The following is a 22,214-nucleotide window of genomic DNA, read 5'->3' as shown; positions in this document are numbered from 1 at the left end:
CGTGGCGAGCACCACGAGGCTCCGCACTTCCCGAAGGACTCGGAGTAGCCGATGTTGATGCCGAGGAAGGTCAAGCACCGCAAGCAGCAGCGCGGCCGGCTGAAGGGCACGGCCAAGGGCGGCACCGCCGTCACGTTCGGGGACTACGGGATCCAGGCCCTGGAGCCCGGGTGGATCACCGCCCGCCAGATCGAGGCCGCCCGGATCGCCATGACCCGCCACATCCGCCGCGGCGGCAAGGTCTGGATCAACATCTTCCCGGACAAGCCCGTCACCGAGAAGCCGGCCGAGACCCGCATGGGCTCGGGCAAGGGCAACCCGGAGCGGTGGGTCGCGGTCGTCAAGCCCGGCCGGGTGCTGTTCGAGCTGTCCTACCCCGACCCCGCCGTCGCCAGGGCCGCCATCGAGCGGGCCATCCAGAAGCTGCCGCTGAAGGCCAGGTTCGTGGCCAGGGAGGAGGCGCTCTGATGGCCAAGCCGAGCGACATCCGCGAGCTCGACGACGGGGCGCTCACCGAGCGCCTCGACGAGGCCAAGGCCGAGCTGTTCAACCTGCGCTTCCAGCACGTGACCGGCCAGCTCGACAACACGTCGCGCCTGCGCCAGGTCCGTCGCGACGTGGCCCGGTACCTCACCGAGCTCCGGGAGCGCGAGATCGCCGCCGCCGAGGCGCTGGCGGCCGGGAAGGAGGCGTGATGGCCGAGGCCGTGCCGGCCCCGTCGCGGCCCAACCCCCGGAAGGTCCGGGAGGGGACGGTCGTGTCGAACGCCATGGAGAAGACGGCGGTGGTGGCCGTGATCGACCGGGTCCGCCACCCCCGCTACGCGAAGACCATGCAGCGCACCAAGCGCCTGTACGTCCACGACGAGGCCAACGACCTCCGGGTCGGCGACCGCGTGCGGGTCCAGGAGACCCGCCCGCTGTCCAAGCTGAAGCGCTGGCGGGTCGTCGAGGTGCTGGAGCGTGCCAAGTGATCCAGCAGGAGTCCCGCCTCCGGGTGGCCGACAACTCCGGCGCCAAGGAGGTGCTCTGCATCAAGGTGCTGGGCGGCTCGAAGCGCCGCTACGCCTCGATCGGCGACATCTTCGTCGCCACCGTCAAGGACGCCATCCCCGGCGCCGGCGTGAAGAAGGGCGACGTCGTGAAGTGCGTCGTCGTCCGGACCAAGAAGGAGAAGCGGCGGCCGGACGGCTCCTACATCCGCTTCGACGAGAACGCCGCCGTCCTCATCAACGACCAGCAGCAGCCACGAGGCACCCGTATCTTCGGCCCGGTCGGCCGGGAGCTGCGGGACAAGCGCTTCATGCGCATCGTGTCGCTCGCACCCGAGGTGCTCTAGCCATGGCAGGACTGAAGATCAAGAAGGGTGACCGCGTCCGCGTGCTCACCGGCAAGGACCGGGGCAAGGAGGGCGAGGTCATGCGGGCCATGCCCCGGGAGGGCAAGGTCATCGTCGACGGCGTCAACGTCGCCCGGAAGCACCAGAAGGCGACCAGGGCGACCATGCAGGGCGGGATCATCGACAAGGACATGCCGATCCCGGTGGCCAACGTCGCCATCCTCTGCAACCGCTGCGGGCCGACCAGGGTCGGCTACCGCTTCGACCCGGACGGCACCAAGATCCGGATCTGCAAGAAGTGCGGGGGTGACCTCTGATGGCCGACACCGCCGCGCCCACCCGCGAGCGGCCCCGCCTCAAGCGTCGCTACGACGAGGAGATCAGGGACCGCCTGAAGGAGCAGCTCGAGCTGGGCAACGTCATGGAGGTGCCCCGGTTCGAGAAGGTCGTGCTCAACATGGGCGTTGGCCGGGCGACCCAGCAGCCGTCGCTGCTCGAGGGCGCCGTCCGCGACCTCACCACGATCGCCGGCCAGAAGCCGCTCGTCACCAGGGCGAAGAAGTCGATCGCCGGCTTCAAGCTCCGCACCGGCAACGCCATCGGCGCCAAGGTCACCCTGCGGGGCGACCGCATGTGGGAGTTCCTCGACCGGCTCATCAGCCTGGCCATCCCCCGCATCCGCGACTTCCGAGGGCTGCCCACCGGCGGCTTCGACGGGCGCGGCAACTACACGTTCGGCGTGACCGAGCAGATCATCTTCCCCGAGATCGACTACGACAAGATCGACGCTCCTCGGGGCATGGACATCACCATCGTCACCACCGCCCGCACCGATGCCGAGGGTCGCGCCCTGCTCGACGCCTTCGGCTTCCCGTTCCGTCGTGAGGGTCAGTCCTGATGGCCAAGAAGGCGCTCATCGAGAAGCAGCAGCGCAAGCCGAAGTTCAAGGTGCGGGCCTACACCCGCTGCCGGCGGTGCGGGCGACCGCGCGCCGTCTACCGCAAGTTCGGCCTGTGCCGCATCTGCCTGCGAGAGCTGGCCCATCTCGGGGAGATCCCCGGCATGACGAAGGCGAGCTGGTGAGGGAGGTTCGCCGATGACCATGACCGATCCCATCGCGGACATGCTGACCCGGATCCGCAACGCCAACGTCGCCATGCACGACGAGGTGCGGATGCCGTCGTCGAAGCTCAAGGAGGCCCTGGCGGCCATCCTCCAGAAGGAGGGCTACATCGCCGGCTTCGAGGTCGACGACGACCCGGACCGACCGGGCCGCGTGCTCACGATCACCATGAAGTACTCGCCCGAACGGGCCCGCACGATCTCCGGCCTGCGCCGGGTGTCGAAGCCGGGCCTGCGCGTCTACACCAAGGCCGACAAGGTGCCGCGGGTGCTGGGCGGGCTGGGCGTGGCCGTCCTGTCGACCAGCCAGGGGCTGCTCACCGACCGCGAGGCGCGCCAGCGCCGCGTGGGCGGCGAGGTCCTCTGCTTCGTGTGGTGAGAGGAGGACCATGTCGCGCATCGGCCGATCGCCGATCCCCGTCCCCGACGGCGTCCAGGTGAGCATCGAGGGCCGCCGCGTCACCGTGTCGGGCCCCCGCGGCTCGCTCACCCGCGAGCTGCCCGGCGCGATCACCGTCCGCCAGGACGACGGCCAGCTGCTCGTCGAGCGGCCCGACGACGAGCGCCAGAACCGGGCCCTGCACGGGCTCGTCCGCTCGCTCGTCAACAACATGGTCGTCGGCGTCACCGCCGGGTTCCGCAAGGACCTCGAGATCGTCGGCGTCGGGTACCGGGCCACCGCCCAGGGCCCGACCCGCATGGAGCTCGCCCTCGGCTACAGCCACTCGGTGCCCGTCGACGCGCCGGAGGGCATCACCTTCGAGGTGCCGGCCCCGACCCGCATCTCGGTGCTCGGCGTCGACAAGGAGGTCGTCGGCCAGGTGGCCGCCGACATCCGGGCCCTTCGCAAGCCCGAGCCCTACAAGGGCAAGGGCGTGCGCTACGCGGGCGAGCAGATCATCCGCAAGGCCGGGAAGACCGGGAAGTAAGGACGCACCAACGATGAGCATCTCCGCAGCACGCAAGCGGTCCGCCCGGCTCCGCCGCCACCGCCGGGTCCGCAAGAAGGTCGTCGGCACCCCGGCGCGGCCCCGCCTCGCCGTGTTCCGCTCGAACCGCCACATCGTCGCCCAGGTCATCGACGACCGCGCCGGCCGCACGCTGGCCGCGGCGTCGACCCTCGAGGCCGACCTGCGCACCGGCGCGACCGGCAACAAGGAGGCGGCCGCGGCCGTCGGCCGCCGCGTGGCCGAGCGGGCGCAGGCGGCCGGCATCACGGCCGTCGTGTTCGACCGGGGCGGGTTCCGCTACCACGGCCGCGTCGCGGCCCTCGCCGACGCGGCGCGCGACGCCGGACTGGAGCTCTGACATGCCCGCACCCGACGCCCAGCTGCGTGACTCCCGGGTCATCAACATCAACCGGGTCGCCAAGGTCGTGAAGGGCGGCCGCCGGTTCTCGTTCACCGCGCTGGTCGTGGTGGGCGACGGCGCCGGCCGGGTCGGCCTCGGCTACGGCAAGGCCAAGGAGGTGCCCCTCGCCATCCAGAAGGGCACCGAGGAGGCCAGGAAGAACCTGTTCGAGGTCGCCCTCGCCGGCACCACGATCACCCACCCGGTGATCGGCGAGACCGGCGCCGGCCGGGTCCTGCTGAAGCCGGCCGCCCCCGGCACCGGCGTGATCGCCGGCGGCGCGGCGCGGGCCATCCTCGAGGAGGCCGGCATCCACGACGTCCTCTGCAAGTCGCTCGGGTCGGCCAACCACATCAACGTGGCCAGGGCGACGATCGCCGGGCTGCGGGCCCTGAAGCGGCCCGACGAGGTCGCCCGCCTCCGGGGCCTCGCGCCCGAGGAGTTCGTGCCGACCGGCCTGCTGCGGGCCTACAAGGAGACCCGCCGCGGCCCGCACGTGCCGGAGGAGGTCGCCTGACCATGGCGCTCAAGGTCACCCAGGTGCGCTCGTCCATCGGCACCAAGCCCAAGCAGCGGGGCACGCTCCGGGCCCTCGGCCTCGGCCGCATCGGCCGCAGCCGCACCATGCCGGACCGCCCCGAGATCCGGGGGATGCTGGCCAAGGTCCCCCACCTCGTCACCGTCGAAGAGGTCGACTCGTGAAGCTCCACGACCTGCACCCCGCCCCCGGCTCGGTCAAGTCCCGCCGCCGCGTCGGCCGGGGCACCGCCGGCAAGGGCGGCAAGACCGCCGGCCGGGGCACGAAGGGCCAGGGCGCGCGCGGCGCCGTCCGGCCCGGGTTCGAGGGCGGCCAGATGCCGCTCCAGCGCCGGATGCCGAAGCTGCGGGGGTTCAAGAACCCGTTCAGGGTCGAGTACCAGGCCGTCAACCTCGACGTCGTGGCCGACACCGGCCTCGACGAGATCTCCCCCGAGGTGCTCCACCAGCGCGGCCTCGTCCACAAGGGCGCGCTCGTGAAGATCCTCGGGCGGGGCGAGATAGGCCGGGCCGTCACCGTCCGGGCCCACGGCTTCTCGAAGAGCGCCGAGGCCGCCATCACGGCCGCGGGGGGTACGGTTGAGGTCCTCCCGCCGCCGTTCGGCGCCGGTCGCCCGGCGGCCAAGGGCAACGCCCTCACCAACCGCTGAACCACCCGTAACCCGACCGAACAGGAGCCGTTCCGGTGCTCTCCAGCCTGCGGAACATGTTCAAGGTGCCGGATCTCCGGAACAAGATCCTGTTCACCCTGCTCATGATCATGCTCTACCGCCTGGGCGCCCACGTCCCGGTGCCGGGGGTGGACCTCGAGGCGGTCAGGACCCTCGAGACCAGGGCCGAGCAGGGCGGCGTGCTCGGGTTCCTGAACCTGTTCTCCGGCGGCGCGCTCACCCAGTTCGCGATCTTCGCGTTGGGGATCATGCCGTACATCACCTCGTCAATCATCATGCAGATCCTGACGGTGGTGATCCCGAAGCTCGAGCAGTGGCAGCAGCAGGGCGCCGTCGGCCAGCGGAAGATCACCCAGTGGACCCGCTACGTGACCGTGGCCATCGCCATCATGCAGTCCACCGGGCTCACGTTCCTGTTCCACAACGGCGGTGGCGGGTTCATCGGCGGCCGGTCCAACACCACCGGGCTCGACCTCGTGCCCGAGTTCACCGCCCCCCGGGTGCTGCTGATCGTCCTCACCCTCACCGCCGGCACCGCCCTCCTCATGTGGATGGGCGAGCTCGTCACCCAGCGGGGCATCGGCAACGGCATGTCGCTGCTGATCTTCACCTCGGTGGTCAGCACCCTGCCCTTCGAGGCCGGCGCCGTGCGCCAGGAGGCCGGTAACACCACGTTCGTGATCCTCGTGGTGCTGGCCCTCGTCATCCTCGTCTCGATCGTGTTCATCGAGCAGGGCCAGCGCCGCATCCCGGTCCAGTTCGCCAAGCGGGTGGTCGGCCGGCGCATGTACGGCGGCCAGAGCACCTACATCCCGCTCAAGGTGAACCAGTCCGGCGTCATCCCGATCATCTTCGCCAGCTCGGTGCTCTACCTGCCGCTGCTGCTCAGCAACGTCCTGCCGAGCGACGGGTGGGGGGCGAGCGTCCAGCGCTTCGTGAACGACCACGTCGTCAGCCAGGACAGCCCGCTCTACATCACCCTCTACGGCCTGCTGATCATCGGGTTCGCCTACTTCTACACGGCGATCACGTTCGACCCGGCCAAGCAGGCCGACACCATCCGCAAGCAGGGCGGGTTCATCCCCGGCATCCGGCCAGGTCCCCAGACCGAGCGGTACCTCGGCAAGATCCTGAACCGCATCACCCTGCCCGGCGCCTTGTTCATCGCCGTCATCGCCCTGCTGCCCTCGGTGCTGCTCGCCGCGGCCGACGTCCAGCGCTTCCCGTTCGGCGGGACCTCGATCCTCATCGCCGTCGGCGTCGCCCTCGAGACGATGAAGCAGATCGACAGCCAGCTGATGATGCGCAACTACGAGGGGTTCCTCCGGACGTGACCACCCGCCTGGTCCTCCTGGGCCGACAGGGGGCTGGCAAGGGCACGCAGGCCGCCAACCTCGCCGCCCACTACGACATCCCCCACATCTCGACCGGCGACATCCTCCGGGCGGCGGCCACCGAGGGCACCGAGTTCGGCCGCAAGGCCAAGGAGTACATGGACGCCGGCGCCCTCGTGCCCGACGACGTGATGATCGGCGTCGTCCAGGAGCGCCTGGGCCGCGACGACGCCCGCACCGGCTTCCTGCTCGACGGGTTCCCGAGGACGAAGGGGCAGGCGGAGGGCATCGACGGCTACGTCGACCTCGTCGTCAACCTCGACGTGCCGAGGGACGTGGTCCTCGCCCGGCTGGAGAGCCGGCGGGTATGCGAGACGTGCGGGGCGATCTACTCGACCAACCGGCCGCCGAAGGACGACTGGCGCTGCGACCGCGACGGCGGCCCCGTCGTCCAGCGCCACGACGACACCACCGACGCCATCAACCGCCGCCTCGACCTCTACGAGCGGGAGACGGCGCCCCTCGTCGACTGGTACGCCGACCGGGGGCTGCTCGTCACCGTCGACGGCCAGGGGACCACCGAGGAGGTCGCCGACCGGCTCCACGCCGCCATCGACGGGAGGCTCAGGTCGTGAGGCGGTCGGCCGAGGAGATCGCCAAGATGCGCCGGGCCGGCCGGGTCGTGGCCGAGATGCACGAGCGCATCAGGGCGGCCATCCGCCCGGGGGTGACCACCGCCGAGCTGGACCGGGTCGGCCGGGACGTGATCGAGCGGCGGGGCGCCCGGTCCAACTTCCTCGGCTACCACGGGTTCCCGGCCGTGATCTGCGCCTCCCCGAACGACGTCATCGTCCACGGGATCCCCGGGCCCTACCGGCTGAAGGAGGGCGACGTCATCTCGATCGACTGCGGGGCGGTCGTGCAGGGCTACCACGGCGACGGCGCCTTCACGGCGCCCGTCGGCCAGGTGTCCGAGGAGGCGTCGCGGCTGCTGAAGGTCACCGAGGAGAGCCTCTTCGCCGGCATCGCCCAGATGGTCGACGGCAACCGCATCTCCGACATCGGCCACGCCGTGCAGACGGTGGCCGAGGCGGCCGGGTTCTCCGTCGTCCGGGAGTACGTGGGCCACGCCATCGGCACGGCCATGCACGAGCGGCCGGAGGTGCCGAACTTCGGCCCGCCGGGCCAGGGCCCGAAGCTCCGGGCCGGCAACGTGTTCGCCGTCGAGCCCATGGTCAACGTCGGCGCCCCGGGCACCCGCCTGCTCGACGACGGCTGGAGCGTGGTGACGGCGGACGGCAGCCTGTCGGCCCACTTCGAGCACACGATCGCCATCACCGACGACGGCCCGGAGATCCTGACGGTGCCCTGAGCGGCGCCCCCAGCCCCCGGGTTGGCCGGGGCGGCGGCGTCCACTATGATTGTCGGTCGCCCTGTGTTGCCGCGCCTGGTTCAGCGCGGCTTCCGCCTGGTTCGAGGAGATCCAACTGGCAAAGCCCAAGGAAGACGCGATCGTGCTGGAGGGAACGGTGGTCGAGCCCCTCCCCAACGCCATGTTCCGGGTCGAGCTGGAGAACGGCCACAAGGTCCTGGCCCACATCTCCGGGAAGATGCGGATGCACTACATCAGGATCCTCCCCGGCGATCGCGTCCAGGTGGAGCTGACGCCGTACGACCTGTCCCGCGGCCGCATCACCTATCGCTACAAGTAGGCAGCCATGAAAGTGCGCCCCAGCGTCAAGAGAATCTGCGAGAAGTGCAAGGTGATCCGCCGGCGCGGTCGCGTCCAGGTCATCTGCACCAACCCCCGGCACAAGCAGCGGCAGGGGTAGGAGGAAGCGAATGGCTCGCATCGCCGGCGTCGACGTGCCCCGCGAGAAGCGGATGGAGGTCGCGCTCACCTACATCTACGGGATCGGCCGGACCACGGCGTCCCAGATCTGCGAGGCGACCGGGATCGACCCCGGCACGAGGGCCCGGGACCTCACCGACGAGGAGGTCACCCGGATCAGGAACTGGATCGACGGCAACCTGAAGGTCGAGGGCGACCTCCGCCGGGACGTCGACCAGGACATCCGCCGCAAGATCGAGATCGGCTGCTACCAGGGCCTCCGCCACCGGCGCGGGCTCCCGGTCCACGGGCAGCGCACCCACACCAACGCCCGGACCCGCAAGGGCCCGAAGAAGCCGGTCGCCGGCAAGAAGAAGACGGTGAGGAAGCACTAGATGGCCAAGCCCAAGCCGGGTGGTCGGCGGCCCCGCCGCCGCGAGCGCAAGAACGTCGCCTACGGCGTCGCCCACATCAAGAGCTCGTTCAACAACACGATCATCGCCATCACCGACCAGGAGGGGAACGTGCTCTCCTGGGCCTCGGCCGGCAACGTCGGGTTCAAGGGGTCCCGCAAGTCGACGCCGTTCGCCGCCCAGATGGCGGCCGAGCAGTGCGCGCGGCGGGCCATGGAGCACGGCGTCCGCAAGGTCGACGTGGTGGTCAAGGGCCCGGGCTCGGGCCGCGAGACCGCCATCCGCTCCCTCCAGAGCGCCGGCATCGAGGTCACCGGCATCAAGGACGTCACCCCGGTGCCCCACAACGGGTGCCGTCCCCCCAAGCGCAGGAGGGTCTGAGGCCAGGATGGCTCGTTACATCGGTCCGGTCTGCCGGCTCTGCCGCCGGGAGCGGATGAAGCTGTACCTGAAGGGCGCCAAGTGCGACTCGATGAAGTGCCCGATCGAGCGGCGCCCCTACCCGCCCGGCGAGCACGGCCGGGCCCGCCAGCGCCAGGGGTCGGAGTACCTCGTCCAGCTGCGTGAGAAGCAGAAGGCCCGCCGCATCTACGGCCTGATGGAGAAGCAGTTCCGGAACCTGTACGCCGAGGCCAACCGCCAGCAGGGCGTCACCGGCGAGAACCTCCTGCGCATGCTCGAGCTGCGCCTCGACAACGTCGCCTACCGGGCCGGCTGGGGCGCGAGCCGGGCCCAGGCGCGCCAGCTCGTGCGCCACGGGCACGTCCGGGTCAACGGCCGGCGGGTCACGGTGCCGAGCTACCAGGCCCGCAAGGGCGACGTCGTCACCCTGGGCGACAAGGCCAGGGCGATGATCGTCGTCCGCCACAACCTCGACACGATCGACCGCTCCACGCCGCCGTGGCTCGAGACGGGCGAGGGCGGCGCCGCCGTCACCGTCCGGGACCTGCCGCTGCGCGAGCACATCGACGTGCCCGTGCGCGAGCAGCTCATCGTCGAGCTCTACTCGAAGTAACCACCTCTCCCCCCGCGAAGGACGCGTCATGCTGGTCATCCAACGCCCGACCGTCGAGCCGCTGGGCGAGGCCGAGGGCAACCGCCAGCGGTTCTCGATCAGCCCGCTCGAGCCCGGCTTCGGCCACACCATCGGCAACTCGCTGCGCCGCACCCTGCTGTCGTCGATCCCCGGCGCCGCCATCACCCAGGTGCGCTTCGACGACGCGCTGCACGAGTTCGACACGATCCCCGGCTGCACCGAGGACGTCACCGACATCATCCTGAACCTGAAGGACATCGTCCTCACGTCGACCTCGGACGAGCCGGTCACCGTCCGCCTCGACGTGCGCGGCCCCGCCGACGTCACCGCCGGCGACCTCCAGACCCCGGCCGACGTCGAGATCCTCAACGGCGACCTGCACGTCGCCACCCTGAACGGCAGCGGCCGCCTCGCCGTCGACCTGACCATCGAGCGGGGCAGGGGCTACCTGTCGGCCGACCGGGGCAAGGCCACCTCGACCATCGGCGTGATCCCGGTCGACGCCATCTTCTCCCCGGTGCGCCGGGTGACCTTCGAGGTCGAGCCCACCCGGGTGGAGATGTCCACCGACTACGACCGCCTCGTGCTCGACATCGAGACCGACGGCTCGATCACGCCCCGCGACGCCCTCGCCTCCGCGGGCGCCACCCTCCGCACCCTCGTCCAGCTGGTCGAGGAGATGAGCGACCAGCCCCTCGGGCTCGAGCTCGGCGAGGTGGCCGGGGCCAGCGCCGGGTCGCCCGACCTGGACCTGCCGATCGAGGACCTCGACCTGTCCGAGCGCCCCCGCAACTGCCTCAAGCGGGCGCAGGTCAACACCATCGGCGAACTGCTCCAGAAGACCGAGGACGACCTGCTCGCCATCACGAACTTCGGGCAGAAGTCGCTCGACGAGGTGATCCAGAAGCTGGACGAGCGCGGGCTGTCGCTGCGCAGGAAGGACTAGGACGATGCCCGCCACCCCCCGCAAGTCGCGCCGGTTCGGCGGCGACGCCGCCCACCAGCGGCTGATGATGGCCAACCTGGTCGCCTCGCTCGTCGCGGCCGAGGCCCTCGTCACCACCGAGGCCAAGGCCAAGGCGCTGCGCCCGGTGGCCGAGAAGATGATCACCAAGGCGAAGAAGGGCGGCGTCCACCGCCACCGCCAGGTGGTCTCCTTCCTCGGCGACAAGGACATGGCCCACAAGCTGTTCGAGGAGATCGGGCCCCGCTACGCCGACCGCAACGGCGGCTACACCCGGATCCTGAAGCTCGGCCCGCGCCACGGCGACAACGCGCCGATGGCGCGCATCGAACTGGTCTGACGCTCTTCGAGCCGGAGCCGGCCGGCCCGCGCCCACCGCTGGCGCGGGTCCGGATGACCGTCGCCTACGACGGGCGGGGGTTCTCCGGGTTCGCGCCCAACCCCGGCGTGCGCACGGTCGGCGGCGTGCTCGCCGACGCGCTGGCCCGGGTGCTCGGCCACCCGGTCACGCTGGCCTGCGCCGGCCGCACCGACAGCGGGGTCCACGCCTGGGGCCAGGTCGTCAGCTTCGACACGGGCGCCGACCGGCTCGACCTCGACCGGCTGCGCGACGCGGTCAACCACCAGGTCGGCCCGGCCGTCGTCGTCCGCCACGCGGCGGTCGCCCCCGACGGGTTCGACGCCCGCCACTCGGCCACGGCCAGGGTCTACCGCTACACGGTGCTGAACCGGGCCGTCCCCGACCCGTTCCTCGCGGCCACGGCCTGGCACGTGCCGACCCCGCTCGACCTGCCGGCCATGCGCCTCGGCGCCGACGCCCTCGTCGGCGAGCACGACTTCTCCTCGTTCTGCCGGGCGGCGAGGCGGGCCGACCCGCCGCCGTCGCTCGTCCGCCGGGTGGTCGAGGCCCGCTGGGAGGACCTGGGCGACGGCCTGCTGCGGTTCGGGATCGAGGCGAACGCGTTCTGCCACCAGATGGTCCGCAGCCTGGTCGGGACCCTCGTCGACATGGGGCGCGGCCGCCTGCGGGCCGGGGAGATGACGACGATCCTGCGGTCCGGGGACCGGCACCGGGCGGGCAACCTGGCCCCGCCCCACGGGCTGTGCCTGTGGCTGGTCCGCTACGACGGCGACGACGGCTACGAGACCAGCGCGACCCCGTAGCCCTCGCCCTTCAGGGCGTTGACGACCTCGCCGCCGTGGTCGGGGTCGCGGGCCTCGACGGTCAGCAGGATCTCGACCTCGTCCACCCCGACCCGGGGCCCGGCCCGGTGGTGCTCGACGTCGAGCACGTTGAGCCCGTGGGCGGCGACGACCCGGGCGACGTCGGCCAGGGCGCCGGGGCGGTCCTTCACGACCACCCGCATCATCAGGTAGCGGCCGGCCGCCGACAGGCCGTGCTCGATCAGCTTGATGAGCAGCAGCGGGTCGACGTTGCCGCCGGACAGGACGGCGACGGCCGGGCCGGTGCCGGCCACCTTCCCGGCCAGCAGGGCGGCGACCCCGACGGCGCCCGACGGCTCCACGACCGCCTTGGCCCGCTCGAGCAGGAGGATCAGGGCCCGGCCGATCTCCTCGTCGGAGACGGTGACGATGTCGTCCACGTAGGCCTCGACGTGCTCGAGGGTGAGCGGGGTGGGCTCCTTCAGGGCGATGCCGTCGGCCATCGTGGACAGGGCCCCGAGGCGGACGCAGCGCCCGGCGTAGAGCGAGGCGGCCATCGACGCCGCGCCCTCGGCCTCGACGCCGACGATGCGCACCCCCGGCCGGGTGGCGGCCAGGGCGACGGCGACGCCGGAGATGAGCCCGCCCCCGCCGACCGGGACGAGCACGACCTCGGCGTGCGGCGCCTCGTCGGCCAGCTCGAGGCCGAGCGTGCCCTGGCCGGCGATGATCAGCGGGTCGTCGAAGGGGGGGACGTAGCGGGCGCCGGTCTCCTCGGCGTAGGCCTTGGCCATCAGGATGCAGTCGTCGACGACGTCGCCGGCCAGGCGGATCTCGGCCCCGTAGGCCCTCGTCGCCTCGACCTTCGGGAACGTCGCCGTCACCGGCATGAAGATCGTGCTCTTCAGCCCGCACAGGCTGGCGGCGAGGGCGACGCCCTGGGCGTGGTTGCCGGCCGAGGCGGCGACGACGTCGGTGCCCGGCAGCAGGTGGGAGATGCGGTTGTAGGCGCCCCGGATCTTGAAGGACCCGGTCCGCTGGAGGTGCTCGGACTTGAGCAGCACCTGGCGCCCGCACATGCCGCTCAGCGAGTCGGACACGCCGGTCGGCGTCGGCCGGAGGACGGGCTGGACCCGGGCCCTCGCGGCCCTGACGTCGTCGACGGTGATCACGGCGCCGCCGTGGGCGAGGGGTGCTCCACGAGCGTCGTCGCCTCCTCGGGACCGGTGGTGGGCGGTGCCGGCCCGGTCACCGGGCGGCAGGGAGCCGGATCGTACCCGCCCCCCGCGCGGGCAGGCACGCTGAGCGGTCGGCCGCTGGGCTCGATCCCGAGGGGCGGGGGGCGGCGGGCCGGCGGTCAGGCCAGGGCGAGCGCGACGCCGGCGAGGACGGCGTTGCAGCCGACGATGGCGGCGACCACCGTGCGGTAGACGGTCTTCGTCTCCTGGTGCATGGCCGACAGCAGGCGGTGCTCGAGCGCCTCGAACCGCAGCTCCATCTCGCCGCGCAGGTGGTCGATGTCGCGCCTGGTGGCGACGTCGTCCCAGCCGACGGGCGGGAGGTGCTCCATGAGCGTGGTCGCCTCTTCCTGGCCGATCGCCTGCTCGAGTGCCTGGTACAGCCGGTGGCGCGTCGCCTCGGTGATGGCCATCGTCGGTCCTCCGCCGTCGTCTCGCCGATCCGAGGGCGGCCCGAAGCTCGCCGAGGCTCCCGCTGGCGGAGATGCTACGCCAGCCGGGCGGGGGGAGGGCTACGCCGGGGCGCGGTGCTCGTTGACCTGGAGCGGCAGGCCGTCGGGGTCGGCGACGACCAGCGACCGGCCGAAGGGCTCGTCGGTGATGCCCCGCACGATCGTCGCCCCGGCGGCCCGCAGCTCGCGCAGCACGTCCTCCAGCCGCCCCGGGGCCACGAAGGCGAGCTCGACCCGGCCGTGGCCGCCGCCCGCGGCCTCGGCGTCGGGCGGCGCGGCGTCGCTCAGGTGCAGGGCGAGCACGGCCCGGTCGCCGGCCCGCAGCTCGTTCCACTGGTCGTCGACGGGACGGGGCGCCTCGAAGCCCAGGCGCTGGTAGAACGCCACCGACGCGGCCATGTCCCGCACGAACACGATGGGCATCAGCGTGAGCTCCATCGGCGCGGACCCTACCGCGGTGGTTTGCCGCTCCCCGGCACCGCCTCTATGCTGGTCTGTCGCTCTGGTGCGCCTCCCGGCGCGCCGCGCGAGACACCTTGCGAGGAAGGGCCCGTGCGCACGTTCTCACCGAAAGCAGCTGACATCGATCGCGCCTGGTTCGTGATCGACGCCGACGGGCTCGTGCTCGGTCGGATGGCGACCGAGGCGGCCAGGGTGCTGCGCGGCAAGCACAAGCCGATCTTCGCCCCCCACCTCGACACCGGCGACCACGTCATCGTCGTCAACGCGGCGAAGGTCGTCCTCACCTCCGGCAAGGCCGAGCGCAAGCCGGTCCACCGCCACACCGGCTACCCGGGCGGGCTGAAGCAGCACACCTACGCGCAGGAGCTGGCCACCCGGCCCGAGGAGGCCGTCCGCCGCACGATCCGGGGGATGCTCCCGAAGGGCCGCCTGGGCCGCCAGATGGCGAAGAAGCTCAAGGTGTACGCCGGGCCGACCCACCCCCACGCCGCCCAGCAGCCGCGGCCGCTCGAGCTCGCCGCCGCCCGCCGCACCGCCTGACCCGAGGACCGAGGACCATGCCGAAGCCCCTCATCCAGTCGACCGGCCGCCGCAAGGAGGCCGTCGCCCGCGTCCGTGTCCGGCCGGGCTCCGGGAAGGTGACGATCAACCGCCGCGACCTCGCCGAGTACTTCCCCTCCGAGACGCACCGGATGATCGTCACCGAGCCGCTGCGGCTCACGAACACCGCCGAGGTCTACGACGTCGACGCCACCCTCGACGGCGGCGGGGTGTCCGGCCAGGCCGGCGCCCTTCGCATGGGCCTGGCCCGCGCCCTCGCCGGCCTCGACGACGAGCTCCGCCCCTCCCTCAAGAAGGCCGGGTTCCTCACCCGCGACGCGAGGGAGAAGGAGTCGAAGAAGTACGGGCTGAAGAAGGCCCGCAAGGCGCCCCAGTACTCGAAGCGCTGATCCCCGCGGGGGCTGGCAGGTGCTGCGCTTCGGCACCGACGGCGTCCGCGGCGTCGCCAACGCCGAGCTGACCCCGGAGCTGGTCCTCGCGCTCGGTCGCGCCGCCGCCCGGGTGCTCGGCGGCGACCGGTTCGTCGTCGGCCGCGACACCCGCTGGTCGGGCCCGCTCGTCGAGGCCGCCCTGTGCGCGGGGCTGGCGGCCGAGGGCGCCGACGTCGACCGGGTCGGCGTGGTCCCCACCCCCGCCGTGGCCTGGCTGTCGGCGGCGGACGGCGTCCCCGGCGCGGCGATCTCCGCGTCGCACAACCCGTTCCCCGACAACGGGGTCAAGCTGTTCGCGCCGGGCGGCCGCAAGCTCCCCGACGCCGTCGAGGACGACATCGAGCGGGTGCTCCGCGAGGTGCTCGCCGGCGGCGCGGCCGACGGCGACCGGCCGGTCGGCGACGGGGTCGGCCGGGTCGTGGACCGGGCCGAGGCGGCCGAGCGGTGGATGGCGGCGGTGGCGGCGACGGTCGAGGGCCGCCGGCTCGACGGGCTCTCGGTCGTGGTCGACTGCGCCAACGGCGCCGTCTCCGCAGCGGCGCCGGACGTCCTGCGGCGGCTGGGCGCCGACGTGACCGCCATCCACGACGAGCCCGACGGCCGCAACATCAACGACGGCTGCGGGTCGACGTCGCCGGGCGACCTGTGCCGGGCGGTCGTGGCCGCCGGCGCCGACGCCGGCCTGGCCTTCGACGGCGACGCCGACCGGGTCGTGGCCGTCGACGCCGCCGGCCGCCTGGTCGACGGCGACCACCTCATCGCCATGTGCGCGACCGATCTCCGCGACCGGGGCCGGCTGGCCGGCGACACCGTCGTCGTCACCGTGATGAGCAACCTCGGGTTCCGCCTCGCCATGGCCGAGCGGGGGATCGAGGTGGTGGAGACGGCGGTCGGCGACCGGTACGTGCTCGAGGCGCTCGACGCCGGCGGCTGGTCCCTCGGCGGCGAGCAGTCCGGCCACGTCGTGTTCCACGACCTGGCGACGACCGGCGACGGGCTGCTGACCGGCGTCCAGGTCCTCGACCTCGTCCACCGCAGCGGCCGCCCGCTGGCCGACCTGGCCGCCGGGGCGATGACCCGCCTGCCCCAGGTGCTGCGCAACGTGGCGGTCGCCGAGCGGCGGCCGACGATCGCCGACGAGGTGGCCGACGACGTCGCCGCCGTCGAGGCCGACCTCGGCGAGCGGGGCCGGGTGCTGATCCGCCCGAGCGGGACCGAGCCGGTCGTGCGGGTGATGGTCGAGGCCGAGCGGCCGGAGGTGGCGGAGGCCGCCGCCGCCCGCCTGGTCGACGCCGTCCGCCGCGTCGCCGGCGGCTGACCGGGCGCCCGGGAGCCTGTCGCACCCCCCACCTACACTTGGCGGCCATGTGCGGGATCGTCGCCATCCTCCGTCGCCCCCACCGCCGGCCCCAGCCGTCGCCGGCCGAGCTGACCGACCCGCTCGACGCCGCGCTCCACGCGCTCGACGGGCGGCCGGACCGGGCGGCGCTGGCCGCTGCCGCGGAGGCCGTCGAGTCGGTCGACCGCCTGCTCCGGGGCGTGCCCGGCCTGCTCGCGCTGACGGGGAGCGCGGCGCTGCCGGCCGCCGTCGACGGGCGGGTGGCGGCCGTCGAGGAGCGGGTCGCCGCCGTCGAGGCCGCCCTCGACGAGGGCGCGGCGGACGTCTCGGAGGGCGAGCAGGAGGCCGTCAACGCCGCCATCATCCGCCTGAAGGACGCCACCTGGGCCGTGCGCCGCGACCGGCTCCGCACGGTCAGGGCGACGGCCGACCTCGCCGGCCGGGACGCCTCGGCCGCCGGCCTGGCCGCGTTCTCGACGATCCAGTCGGCCCTGTCGGCCATCGACCGGCTGGAGGTCAGGGGCCGCGACTCGGCCGGCGTCCACGTGCTCGTCACCGGCCACGGGCTCGACCTCGACGGCCCCGCCGTCCGGGCCCTGCTCGACCGCCGGGCCGCCGACCCGCTGTTCCTGTCGACCGCCGTCCGCCGGGTGCCGGCCGGCGCCGACGGGCAGGCCGCGCTGAGCTTCGTCTACAAGGCGGCGGCCGAGATCGGCGAGCTGGGCGACAACACGAGGGCCATCCGGGCGGCCATGACGGACGACCCCCTCCTCCACCTGGCCCTCGCCGCCGACACGGCCGAGGCGGCCGTGCTCGCCCACACCAGGTGGGCGTCGGTCGGGATCATCTCGGAGGCCAACGCCCACCCGCTCAACAGCGAGGAGGTGGCGGCCGCGCCGGCGCCCTACGTCGTCGCCGCGCTGAACGGCGACATCGACAACTACGCCGACCTCATCGCCGCCCACGACCTGCGGGTGGCCGCCGAGATCACCACCGACGCCAAGGTCATCCCGGTGTTGACCGCCCGCCGGCTGGCCACCGGCGAGCCGCCGCCCCAGGCGTTCCGGCGCACGGTGGCCGCGTTCGAGGGCTCGGTGGCGATCGCCGCCCAGTCGGCGGCCGACCCGGCCTCGCTCCTGCTCGCCCAGCGGGGGAGCGGCCAGGCCCTCTACGTCGGCCTCGCCGAGGACACCTTCATCGTCGCCAGCGAGCCCTACGGCCTCGTCGAGGAGACGCCCCGCTACGTCCGCCTCGACGGCGAGACGCCGTCGAACCCCGACAACCCGGCGAGCACCGGGCAGGTCGTCGCCCTCGACGGCCGGCGGGCGGGCGAGCTCGACGGGATCCTCCGGCTGGCCTACGACGGGACGTCGCTGCCCGTGCACGAGCGCGAGGTCGTCACCGCCGCCATCACCACGCGCGACATCGACCGCCGGGAGTTCCCGCACTTCCTGCTGAAGGAGATCCACGAGGCGCCCACCTCGTTCCGCAAGACCCTGCGGGGCCGCATCCGGGAGCAGGACGGGCAGCTGACCGTGCGGCTCGGCGCGGACACGCTGCCGGACGAGGCCGTCGCCCGGCTGGCCGACGGCCGCATCCGCCAGGTCGTCGTCATCGGCCAGGGCACGGCGGCCGTCGCCGGCCAGAGCCTGGCCGCCACGCTCGTCGACGAGCTGGCAGGCACCGGCGTCGCCGTCACCGCGCTGCCCGCCACCGAGCTGTCGGGCTTCCACCTCCGGGACGACATGAGCGACACGCTCGTGGTCGCGATCAGCCAGTCGGGGACGACCACCGACACGAACCGCACGGTGGACCTCGTGAAGGACCGCGGGGCCGTCGTCGTCGCCATCGTCAACCGCCGGAACAGCGACCTGACCGACAAGGCGCACGGCGTGCTCTACACGTCCGACGGGCGGGACGTGGAGATGAGCGTCGCCTCCACGAAGGCGTTCTACGCGCAGGTGGCGGCCGGGTTCCTGCTGGCCTACGCCATCGCCGACCACCTCGGCGCCGGCGACCGCGGCCACCGGAGCGAGGTGCTGGCCGCGCTGCGCACCCTGCCCGAGGCCATGGAGCGCGCGCTCGCGCTACGCCCCCGCATCGCGGAGGCGGCCGCCCGCTACGCGCCGAGCCGGCGGTACTGGGCGGTCGTCGGCAACGGCCGCAACCGCATCACCGCGGCCGAGCTGCGGATCAAGCTGAGCGAGCTCTGCTACAAGTCGATCGCCTGCGACGCCACCGAGGACAAGAAGCACATCGACCTGTCCTCGGAGCCGCTGATCCTCGTCTGCGCGGCCGGGCTCGGCGGGTCGACGGCGGACGACGTCGCCAAGGAGGTCGCCATCTACCGGGCCCACAAGGCGGCCCCGCTGGTGATCGCCACCGAGGGCCAGGGCCGCTTCGACGCCGCCCTCGAAGTGCTGCCGGTGCCGGCGACGGCGCCGCAGCTGGCCTTCGTGCTCGCCGCCCTCGCCGGCCACCTGTTCGGGTACGAGGCCGCCCTCGCCATCGACGGGTCGGCCCGCCCGCTGCGGGAGGCCCGCTCGGTGCTCGACGCGGCCATCGCCTCCGGCCGGCCGGGCGACCTCGCCCTCGAGGCCATCGGCCCGGCGCTCGACGGCGCCGGGAAGCGGTTCCTCGACGGGCTGCGCACGGGCGGGTACGACGGCCACCTCGAGGCGAGCACGGCCGTGCGGCTGGCCTCGCTCCTGCGGTACGCGACCGGGGTCGTCCCGCTCGAGGCGTACCAGGTCGAGCACGGCAAGGTCGGCAGCCCGAGCGTGGTCGTCGAGGACCTGAACGCCGCCCTCACCCGCGCCATCGAGGAGCTGACCCGGCCGGTCGACGCCATCAAGCACCAGGCGAAGACCGTCACCGTCGGCATCTCCCGCAGCGACGAGACGCTCCTGCGGGTGCCGCTGGTGGAGGATGTGCTCGGCGCCGGAGTGGCCCGCGACGGGCTGAGCTACCGGGCGCTGCGCACGCTGGCCGCCCTCGACGGCGCCGTCGAGAAGGTGGTCGGGTACACGCACTACCGCATCGACGGCGACCCGGCCGACCCGTCGGCGGCCATCGCCGTGCTCGACCGGGGCGGGGTGGCCGCCGGGATCCCGAGCCGCACCGACCGCGACCCCCGGCTGCGGGGCACCAAGCGGCGGGTGGCGAACGAGCGCGAGGTGCTGGTGGAGCGGGGCGCGGCCGACAGCCGGACGATCCTGCTCGTCCCCGAGGTGAAGGGCGGGGTGGCGACCGGCATCGGGCTCCTGCACGTGCGCTTCCGGGACCGGCTGGCGGCGACGGCCGCCCGGGCGGTGCTCGAGGGGTACCGCAACCGGTACGCCGAGCTGTCGGACGCGGTGACCGAGACCGAGCCGTCCTTCCGGGACGACCTCCTCGCCGACGTCCCCGTCTTCGAGCTGCTCACCGAGCCGGTGCAGGAGCTGGCGGGAAGGTGGCGCCGATGACGCCCGGCGAGCAGCGCCGCCACCGGTGACGGCGGCCGCGGGTAGCGGCCCCGCGACCGGCGACCCGGCCACCGCCCCGGCGCCCGACGCCGGAACCGGCGACGCGGCGACCGCGCCGACGCCAGGTGCCGTCGCCGGCAACCAGCGCGCCTCGACGACCGACCCGGCGACCGGCGACGCCGCGGACGGGCGCGCCTCGACGGGCGACGTCGGGGACGGGCGCGCCGCCACGAGCGACCCGGCCGCGTCGACGGGCCCGACGCCGGGCGAGCCGGCCGCTGCACCGGCGACCGGCGACGGTGCGGGTGGCGGCGTGGCGGCGGGCGGGGCGGTCGTCGGCGTCGGGATCGACGCGGTGGAGCTGGACCGGTTCCGGCGGACGCTCGAGCGCACGCCCGGGATCGCCGAGCGGCTGTTCACCGACGGCGAGCGGGCCTACGCCAACCGGCGGCGGGACCCGACCGAGCGGCTGGCGGCCCGGTTTGCGGCGAAGGAGGCGGCGATGAAGGCGATGGGCGTCGGCCTCTGGAAGTTCTCCTTCCGCGACGTCGAGGTCGTGCGGGCGGCGACGGGCGCGCCGTCGCTCGTGCTCCACGGCAAGGCCGCCGAGCTGGCCGAGGAGCTGGGCATCACCGGCTGGCGCCTGTCGCTCACCCACACCGAGCGCACGGCCTCGGCGATCGCCATCGCCCTGTAGCCGGTGCGCCCCGTTGTCACTCCCGAGGAGATGCGGGCCGTCGACGCGGCCGCGCCCGAGCCGGTCGAGGTGCTCATCGAGCGGGCGGGGGCGGCGGTGGCCAGGGCGGCCGTCGACCTCCTCGGCGGGACCTACGGCCGGCGGGTGGTCGTCGTCGCCGGCAAGGGCAACAACGGCGCCGACGGCCGGGCCGCGGCCCGGCGGCTGGCCGCCCGCGGCGTGCGGGTCGAGGTCCTCGACGCCGCCGGCGTGCCGCCCCGCCTGCCCCGGGCCGACCTCGTGGTCGACGCCGCCTACGGCACCGGCTTCCGGGGCGGATGGGCACCGCCCGACCCGGCCGGCGCGCCCGTGCTCGCCGTCGACATCCCCTCCGGGGTGGACGGGCTGACGGGCGAGGTCGGCGGGGGGGCGCTGGCCGCCGTCCGCACGGTCACCTTCGCCGCCCTGAAGCCCGGCCTCCTCCTCGGCGCCGGCCCGGCGCTGGCCGGGGAGGTGCAGGTGGCCGACATCGGCCTCGACGTGTCCGGGGCGACCGCCCACCTGGTCGAGGCGGCCGACGTGGCGGCCTGGCTGCCGGACCGGGCGCGGGACAGCCACAAGTGGAAGGCGGCCGTCTGGCTGCTGGCCGGCTCGCCGGGGATGACCGGCGCCGCCCACCTGGCGGCGAGGGCGGCCCAGCGGGCCGGCGCCGGGTACGTGCGGGTCGGCTCCCCCGGCGTGGACGACGACCCGCTGCGCCCGACCGAGGCCGTCGGCCGGGCGCTGCCGGCCGAGGGGTTCGCGCCCGCCGTCCTCGACGACCTCGACCGGTTCGGCGCGCTGGCCGCCGGCCCGGGCCTCGGCCGGGCGCCGGCCACCGACGCCGGCGTGCGCGAGGTGCTGGCCGCCGCGCCCGTCCCCGTGGTGGTCGACGGCGACGGCCTGACCGCGCTGGCGGGCGGCGACGGTCCCGAGGCCGTCCTGCGGGCTCGCCCGGCGCCCACCGTCCTCACCCCCCACGACGGCGAGTTCGCCCGCCTGGCCGGCGCACCGCCGCCGCCCGACCGGGTCGACGCCGCCCGCCGGCTGGCCGCCCGGCTGGGGGCGACCGTGCTGCTGAAGGGGCCGACGACGGTCGTGGCCGACCCGGACGGCGCCGCCCTCCTGTCGGCCACCGGCGACGTGCTCACCGGCACCGTCGCCGCCCGCCTCGCCCAGGGCGTCCCGCCGGCCCGCGCGGCGGCGGCCGGCGCCTGGCTGCACGGCCGGGCCGGCGCCCTAGGCTTCCGCCGCGGCCTGGTGGCCGGCGACCTGGCCGACCTGCTGCCGGTCGTGCTCGACGACCCGACCCGGGAGGCCTGATGCCAGCGTCCACGCTCGTCCGGGAGGTGATGACCACCGACGTGCTGACGTTCTCGGCCGACATGCCCGTCCAGGACGCCATGCGGGCGCTGGTCGAGCGGGACGTCGACGGGGCGCCGGTGGTCGACGACGACGACCGGGTCGTCGGCATGGTCTCGACCGACGACCTCATCGTGCAGGAGACCCGGCTCCACTACCCGACGGTGATCTCGCTGTTCGGCTCCTACCTGGAGCTGCCGTCGTCGGTGCGGCGCTTCGAGGACGAGCTCCACAAGGCGGTGGCGGCGACCGTCGGCGAGGTGATGACCGACCGCCCGGTGACGATCGGCGAGGACGACACCCTGGAGGAGGCGGCGACCGTGATGCACGAGCGCCGCGTCTCCCGGCTGCCGGTCCTGCGGGCCGGCCGGCTCGTCGGCATCGTCTCCCGGGGCGACATCCTCCGGGCCATCGTCCGCGCCGGCGGCGC

Annotated in this window: 34 protein-coding genes; 31 read left to right on the top strand and 3 right to left on the bottom strand. The window is 73.7% G+C overall.

The genetic code is table 11. The features are described 5' to 3' along the window. Positions 1-51 precede the first annotated feature (51 nt). The 24 genes from rplP (at position 52) to truA (ending at position 11,760) form a co-directional block, all read left to right on the top strand. Positions 52-468 carry a 50S ribosomal protein L16 gene (rplP, locus tag VGB14_14965; protein HEX9994228.1) on the top strand — a complete coding sequence of 139 codons (417 nt, stop codon included), beginning with the start codon at positions 52-54 and terminating at the stop codon, positions 466-468. Further along, positions 468-695: a 50S ribosomal protein L29 gene (gene rpmC, locus VGB14_14960; GenBank protein ID HEX9994227.1), complete on the top strand. Its 228-nt coding sequence runs from the start codon at positions 468-470 to the stop codon at positions 693-695. Before rplP ends, rpmC begins: the two co-directional genes overlap by 1 nt. Beyond that, positions 695-973, top strand: coding sequence for a 30S ribosomal protein S17 (gene rpsQ / locus VGB14_14955; protein HEX9994226.1), 279 nt, complete (start codon positions 695-697; stop codon positions 971-973). The genes rpmC and rpsQ overlap by 1 nt, the downstream gene beginning before the upstream one ends. Continuing rightward, complete coding sequence (gene rplN / locus VGB14_14950; protein ID HEX9994225.1) at positions 970-1,338, top strand: 50S ribosomal protein L14; 369 nt, start codon at positions 970-972, stop codon at positions 1,336-1,338. Before rpsQ ends, rplN begins: the two co-directional genes overlap by 4 nt. A gap of 2 nt (positions 1,339-1,340) precedes the next feature. Continuing rightward, positions 1,341-1,655: a 50S ribosomal protein L24 gene (gene rplX / locus VGB14_14945; GenBank protein HEX9994224.1), complete on the top strand. Its 315-nt coding sequence runs from the start codon at positions 1,341-1,343 to the stop codon at positions 1,653-1,655. Continuing rightward, complete coding sequence (gene rplE / locus VGB14_14940; protein ID HEX9994223.1) at positions 1,655-2,236, top strand: 50S ribosomal protein L5; 582 nt, start codon at positions 1,655-1,657, stop codon at positions 2,234-2,236. Before rplX ends, rplE begins: the two co-directional genes overlap by 1 nt. Beyond that, on the top strand, positions 2,236-2,421 hold the full coding sequence (locus VGB14_14935; GenBank protein ID HEX9994222.1) for a type Z 30S ribosomal protein S14: 186 nt from the start codon (positions 2,236-2,238) through the stop codon (positions 2,419-2,421). Before rplE ends, VGB14_14935 begins: the two co-directional genes overlap by 1 nt. Before the next feature lie 13 nt (positions 2,422-2,434). Next, positions 2,435-2,839, top strand: a complete 405-nt coding sequence (gene rpsH, locus VGB14_14930) for a 30S ribosomal protein S8 (GenBank protein HEX9994221.1) — start codon at positions 2,435-2,437, stop codon at positions 2,837-2,839. A gap of 10 nt (positions 2,840-2,849) precedes the next feature. Then, complete coding sequence (gene rplF, locus VGB14_14925) at positions 2,850-3,389, top strand: 50S ribosomal protein L6 (GenBank protein HEX9994220.1); 540 nt, start codon at positions 2,850-2,852, stop codon at positions 3,387-3,389. Positions 3,390-3,402: 13 nt separating this feature from the next. Continuing rightward, on the top strand, positions 3,403-3,768 hold the full coding sequence (gene rplR, locus VGB14_14920) for a 50S ribosomal protein L18 (protein ID HEX9994219.1): 366 nt from the start codon (positions 3,403-3,405) through the stop codon (positions 3,766-3,768). A 1-nt stretch (position 3,769) separates the two neighbouring features. Further along, entirely contained in the window at positions 3,770-4,327 is a 558-nt protein-coding gene (rpsE, locus tag VGB14_14915; protein ID HEX9994218.1) for a 30S ribosomal protein S5, read from the top strand. Continuing rightward, positions 4,324-4,512: a 50S ribosomal protein L30 gene (rpmD, locus tag VGB14_14910; protein HEX9994217.1), complete on the top strand. Its 189-nt coding sequence runs from the start codon at positions 4,324-4,326 to the stop codon at positions 4,510-4,512. Before rpsE ends, rpmD begins: the two co-directional genes overlap by 4 nt. Then, positions 4,509-4,997, top strand: a complete 489-nt coding sequence (rplO, locus tag VGB14_14905) for a 50S ribosomal protein L15 (protein ID HEX9994216.1) — start codon at positions 4,509-4,511, stop codon at positions 4,995-4,997. The genes rpmD and rplO overlap by 4 nt, the downstream gene beginning before the upstream one ends. A gap of 56 nt (positions 4,998-5,053) precedes the next feature. After that, entirely contained in the window at positions 5,054-6,352 is a 1,299-nt protein-coding gene (gene secY / locus VGB14_14900; protein ID HEX9994215.1) for a preprotein translocase subunit SecY, read from the top strand. Then, the gene (locus tag VGB14_14895; protein HEX9994214.1) at positions 6,349-6,987 is read left to right on the top strand and encodes an adenylate kinase; all 639 of its coding nucleotides are present in this window, start codon (positions 6,349-6,351) and stop codon (positions 6,985-6,987) included. Before secY ends, VGB14_14895 begins: the two co-directional genes overlap by 4 nt. Then, positions 6,984-7,724, top strand: a complete 741-nt coding sequence (gene map, locus VGB14_14890; GenBank protein HEX9994213.1) for a type I methionyl aminopeptidase — start codon at positions 6,984-6,986, stop codon at positions 7,722-7,724. The genes VGB14_14895 and map overlap by 4 nt, the downstream gene beginning before the upstream one ends. A gap of 115 nt (positions 7,725-7,839) precedes the next feature. Continuing rightward, positions 7,840-8,064, top strand: coding sequence for a translation initiation factor IF-1 (gene infA, locus VGB14_14885; GenBank protein ID HEX9994212.1), 225 nt, complete (start codon positions 7,840-7,842; stop codon positions 8,062-8,064). Between the two features lie 6 nt (positions 8,065-8,070). Then, positions 8,071-8,184 carry a 50S ribosomal protein L36 gene (gene rpmJ / locus VGB14_14880; GenBank protein HEX9994211.1) on the top strand — a complete coding sequence of 38 codons (114 nt, stop codon included), beginning with the start codon at positions 8,071-8,073 and terminating at the stop codon, positions 8,182-8,184. Between the two features lie 10 nt (positions 8,185-8,194). After that, complete coding sequence (gene rpsM / locus VGB14_14875) at positions 8,195-8,578, top strand: 30S ribosomal protein S13 (protein ID HEX9994210.1); 384 nt, start codon at positions 8,195-8,197, stop codon at positions 8,576-8,578. Further along, entirely contained in the window at positions 8,579-8,977 is a 399-nt protein-coding gene (gene rpsK, locus VGB14_14870; GenBank protein HEX9994209.1) for a 30S ribosomal protein S11, read from the top strand. Between the two features lie 7 nt (positions 8,978-8,984). Then, positions 8,985-9,611 carry a 30S ribosomal protein S4 gene (gene rpsD, locus VGB14_14865; GenBank protein HEX9994208.1) on the top strand — a complete coding sequence of 209 codons (627 nt, stop codon included), beginning with the start codon at positions 8,985-8,987 and terminating at the stop codon, positions 9,609-9,611. A gap of 28 nt (positions 9,612-9,639) precedes the next feature. Further along, on the top strand, positions 9,640-10,578 hold the full coding sequence (locus VGB14_14860) for a DNA-directed RNA polymerase subunit alpha (protein HEX9994207.1): 939 nt from the start codon (positions 9,640-9,642) through the stop codon (positions 10,576-10,578). 4 nt (positions 10,579-10,582) lie between these two features. Further along, positions 10,583-10,936: a 50S ribosomal protein L17 gene (gene rplQ, locus VGB14_14855; GenBank protein HEX9994206.1), complete on the top strand. Its 354-nt coding sequence runs from the start codon at positions 10,583-10,585 to the stop codon at positions 10,934-10,936. A 53-nt stretch (positions 10,937-10,989) separates the two neighbouring features. Next, entirely contained in the window at positions 10,990-11,760 is a 771-nt protein-coding gene (gene truA, locus VGB14_14850) for a tRNA pseudouridine(38-40) synthase TruA (GenBank protein HEX9994205.1), read from the top strand. Here the strand turns inward: truA and ilvA are convergent. The 3 genes from ilvA to VGB14_14835 all read right to left on the bottom strand — a co-directional run bounded on the left by ilvA (position 11,736) and on the right by VGB14_14835 (position 13,888). After that, positions 11,736-12,932, bottom strand: a complete 1,197-nt coding sequence (gene ilvA / locus VGB14_14845) for a threonine ammonia-lyase (GenBank protein ID HEX9994204.1) — start codon at positions 12,930-12,932, stop codon at positions 11,736-11,738. The two genes, truA and ilvA, sit on opposite strands and share 25 nt — an antisense overlap. A gap of 185 nt (positions 12,933-13,117) precedes the next feature. Further along, positions 13,118-13,411: a hypothetical protein gene (locus VGB14_14840; GenBank protein HEX9994203.1), complete on the bottom strand. Its 294-nt coding sequence runs from the start codon at positions 13,409-13,411 to the stop codon at positions 13,118-13,120. A gap of 99 nt (positions 13,412-13,510) precedes the next feature. Then, the gene (locus tag VGB14_14835; protein HEX9994202.1) at positions 13,511-13,888 is read right to left on the bottom strand and encodes a VOC family protein; all 378 of its coding nucleotides are present in this window, start codon (positions 13,886-13,888) and stop codon (positions 13,511-13,513) included. A 114-nt stretch (positions 13,889-14,002) separates the two neighbouring features. On the opposite strand from VGB14_14835, the gene rplM reads away from it, so the two are divergent. From rplM to VGB14_14800, 7 genes are all read left to right on the top strand, one after another. Then, entirely contained in the window at positions 14,003-14,452 is a 450-nt protein-coding gene (gene rplM, locus VGB14_14830; protein HEX9994201.1) for a 50S ribosomal protein L13, read from the top strand. Positions 14,453-14,469: 17 nt separating this feature from the next. After that, a complete protein-coding gene (rpsI, locus tag VGB14_14825) occupies positions 14,470-14,862 on the top strand; it encodes a 30S ribosomal protein S9 (protein HEX9994200.1) in 393 nt (130 codons plus the stop codon). Positions 14,863-14,881: 19 nt separating this feature from the next. After that, positions 14,882-16,222, top strand: a complete 1,341-nt coding sequence (glmM, locus tag VGB14_14820; GenBank protein HEX9994199.1) for a phosphoglucosamine mutase — start codon at positions 14,882-14,884, stop codon at positions 16,220-16,222. 47 nt (positions 16,223-16,269) lie between these two features. After that, entirely contained in the window at positions 16,270-19,707 is a 3,438-nt protein-coding gene (locus tag VGB14_14815) for an SIS domain-containing protein (GenBank protein HEX9994198.1), read from the top strand. A gap of 25 nt (positions 19,708-19,732) precedes the next feature. Then, on the top strand, positions 19,733-20,404 hold the full coding sequence (locus tag VGB14_14810) for a holo-ACP synthase (protein HEX9994197.1): 672 nt from the start codon (positions 19,733-19,735) through the stop codon (positions 20,402-20,404). A gap of 30 nt (positions 20,405-20,434) precedes the next feature. Continuing rightward, positions 20,435-21,745 (top strand): NAD(P)H-hydrate dehydratase, encoded by a 1,311-nt coding sequence (locus VGB14_14805; protein ID HEX9994196.1) that lies wholly within the window; start codon positions 20,435-20,437, stop codon positions 21,743-21,745. Continuing rightward, positions 21,745-22,214: CBS domain-containing protein (locus tag VGB14_14800; GenBank protein HEX9994195.1), on the top strand; the 470-nt coding region annotated here is incomplete at its 3' end. The genes VGB14_14805 and VGB14_14800, both read left to right, overlap by 1 nt.

This window comes from Acidimicrobiales bacterium (genome assembly GCA_036399815.1).
Taxonomy (GTDB): Bacteria; Actinomycetota; Acidimicrobiia; order Acidimicrobiales; family DASWMK01; genus DASWMK01.
This window is presented reverse-complemented; position numbering and strand designations above follow the sequence as displayed.